Annotated in this window: 1 protein-coding gene; it reads left to right on the forward strand. The window is 45.6% G+C overall.

Annotated elements, in window-relative coordinates; genetic code table 11:
• Positions 1 to 3,236, forward strand: a 3,236-nt coding sequence (locus C7H19_RS24930; protein WP_181280747.1) for a CARDB domain-containing protein, incomplete at both ends; no start/stop codon positions are given.

A 3,236-nucleotide genomic window follows, 5' to 3' on the forward strand; every position in this document is an offset into this window, starting at 1 on the left:
TTACCCGAACAAGTGACAGGTGAATGGTACATCACCCCTTGGAGCGACACCTATGACATCGTACTTGAAGACACCTTTGATCTTAATATTAACCCAGACGACCCCAACGAACTTGATAATAATAACTACAAAGCTTATCCGCTCAAAATTCTTTTGACTTCACCGCCTGATTTAGTCGTTACTAATGTTACGCCAACGGCGCAAGGTCAAGGAGGAGAACCCTTTCAAGTAACTTGGACGGTGCAAAACCAAGGAAATCGTGAAATCGTCAATCAGTCTTGGGTTGATACTATCTATCTATCGGATCGTCCTAGTTTAGACGATCCTAATGCTAAAAAGTGGCTACTCGGAAAAGTCAAGCAAATTAGTCGCCTAGGAGCAGGTCAGAGTGAGACTTTTACTTTAGATACCATCCTCTCTCCTGCGGCGGCAGGTCAGTACATCATCGTTGAGACCAATTCAGAGCCGCCAACCCTCTGGGAAGGTCCTTATACTTATAATAACGAAGGTTTGGCGACCACTAACGTGACCCGAATGCCAGCCGACTTGATCGTTAGTTCTATTATTGCACCAGCCAGCAGCTTTTCGGGTGAACCTATCGATCTTAGCTGGACAGTGACGAATGTCGGCGCATCCATGTGGTCGGGAACGAAATATTGGTATGATGAAGTCTGGGTTTCTCCCGACCCCACCTTGATTCAGGAACGAGCGACCAAGGTAGGCTCCTTTATCTATAGCCCGCAGCAGCCCTTGGCAACAGGAGACAACTACACTCAAACTTCTCAGATTACTTTGCCCAGAGGAATTGAAGGGAATTATTACATTTACGTGAGAACCAACTTCCAAGGAAACTTGGCAGCCACGGCTGGTGATAATCAGAAAAGTCGAGAGGACTTCATTGAGCGAGGATTTGAAGACCCTGCTAACAACATTAGCAGGACAATACTCCCCGTTGTTTACCACGAACCTGATTTACAAGTTGGTAATTTAGTTGTCCCTGTCACCGCGCCCCTCTCTGGTCAAAACATTCCCGTTTCTTGGACAGTCACGAATACAGGAACGCGAGCCACGCGAGAAAACCGATGGTCAGACCGCATCTATTTATCTCGTGATTCCTCGCTCGACATGAGCGACCTGTTACTCGGCGAGTTTGAGCGTCAGGGTGTTTTGGGTTTAGATGAATTTTATGAAGGTCATCTTAATGTTATTCTTCCACAAGGCATTTCAGGAAACTTTTCTTTACTCGTTTTTAGCGATGCCAATCTTGTAGATGTTAACGACAGTCGTGTCGATAAATGGAGCATCCCTGCTGGAGCTAAGATCTACTTTGAAACAATAAGCAAAACTTTAGCCCGTGTCCCTGAATTTTTTGACGAAGGCAATAACGTCACTGCTGCTTTTCTACCGATCATTTTACGAGAGCCACCCGACTTACGGGTAACTTCCCTCTTAGTTCCCGAACGCGCCACTATTGGTCAATCCTTTAACCTCACCTATACAGTCAGCAATAGTGGTACGGGAGATACCCCCGTTTCCCAATCGAATTGGACAGATCTCATTTACCTATCGAGAGATCAATTCTTTGACCCTCTCAGCGACATCTATCTCGATTCCATTAATCATAGCAATGGCTTAATCAAAGACAATAGTTACACCATTACAAAAACTTTGTCCATTCCCACCTATCTAAAGGGACCATTCTACGCCTTTGTTGTTACCGATTACGGACAATTGTCTGGCGGGAAAGTTTTTGAGGGCAGCTTGGAGAACAACAACGCCACTTCAAGCACTCAACCGATCATTTTCGAGTTTGCCCCCCCATCCGACCTGCAAGTCGATGGGATTCTGGCTCCAGTTACGGCTCATTCTGGCGATACAGTAGCCATCCAATGGACTGTTACTAACCGAGGTGAAAATGCCGCCAGTGGGCAGTGGAGTGATGCCGTTTATCTTTCATTAGATACTGTTTGGGATATTAACGACCCCTTAGTTGGTCGCCTTTCCTTTAACGGCATTCTTGAGGGGGAACAATCTTACACCCAAATCTTAGAAACCTTCTTGCCGCCAGCTTTACCAGGTCAGTATCGCTTAATCGTTCGCCCTGATATCTACAACCAAATAGAAGAAGCAACCAACGAAGCAAATAATTTTACGACTTCGGCTAACCCTCTCAACGTGATGGTTGAAGAACTGCCGCTTGGTGTACCTCTGCCAACCCATTTAAATGCGGGTCAATCTCGCCTTTATCAAGTTAAACTAAATGCTGAACAAACCTTCAAAGTTAGCCTTGATTCAGAGGGCAGCGAAACAAAGAACGAACTCTTCTTGCGCTACAATAACCTTCCCACTGGCACAGCTTACGATGCGACTAATACGGAGGAATTAGGGCCAGACCCGTCGATGGTCATTTCTGCTACTGATACTGGGGTTTACTACATTTTAGTACAAAATGTATTTGGGTCGAGTCCTGCAACAATTAAAGCCGAATTGCTGTCTTTTGGCATCACCGATGTCATGACTGACCGAGGCGGTGACAGTCGTTATGTTACCACTAACATCAAAGGAGCGCAATTCCAGCCTGGTGCACTTGTTAAATTAGTTCGCCCTGGCATTGCCGAATACTTACCCGTTCGCTACCAAGTGATCAACAGCACCAAAATTACGGCTATCTTTGACTTAACAGAAGCACCCCACGGTCTTTACGACGTTAAAGTCATTAACCCGAATGGGAACGAGGCAATTGTTCCCTATCGCTATTTAGTCGAACGGACAATTGAACCAGACGTTACCTTGGGTTTAGGTGGTTCTCGCGTTCTGGCTCCTGGAGAAACAGGAACCTACGGCATTGCCGTTAAAAGTCTTACCAACATTGATACGCCTTACGTTCACTTCCAATTCGGCATCCCCTCTCTAGGCGATAATAACTTTTTGTTAAGTAAATTTGACGAAGCCGTCAAACAGATGGTAGGAATATCTGAGCTTCCTTACGTTCAATTAACTTCTAATTTGAGAGGACAACCGCCTCAAGGTGCAATAGATCTTCCCTGGGCGAGTTTAATCTCGGATCTTAACACCGATGGTGAAATTCTCGCGCCTGGCTATATCTTCGACCTGCCGACAGCCGAAGCAATTGGTCGCACTTTTAATGTACTTACCTATCCCCAATTACAAGAACTGCTCAAACTTCAGCCCGATGCTCTCAATGATTTGCTACCAGGAGAAGAATCAAAAATTGC

It is taken from the genome of Aphanothece hegewaldii CCALA 016, from assembly GCF_003007785.1.
Classification (GTDB): Bacteria; Cyanobacteriota; Cyanobacteriia; order Cyanobacteriales; family Microcystaceae; genus Chroococcus; species Chroococcus hegewaldii.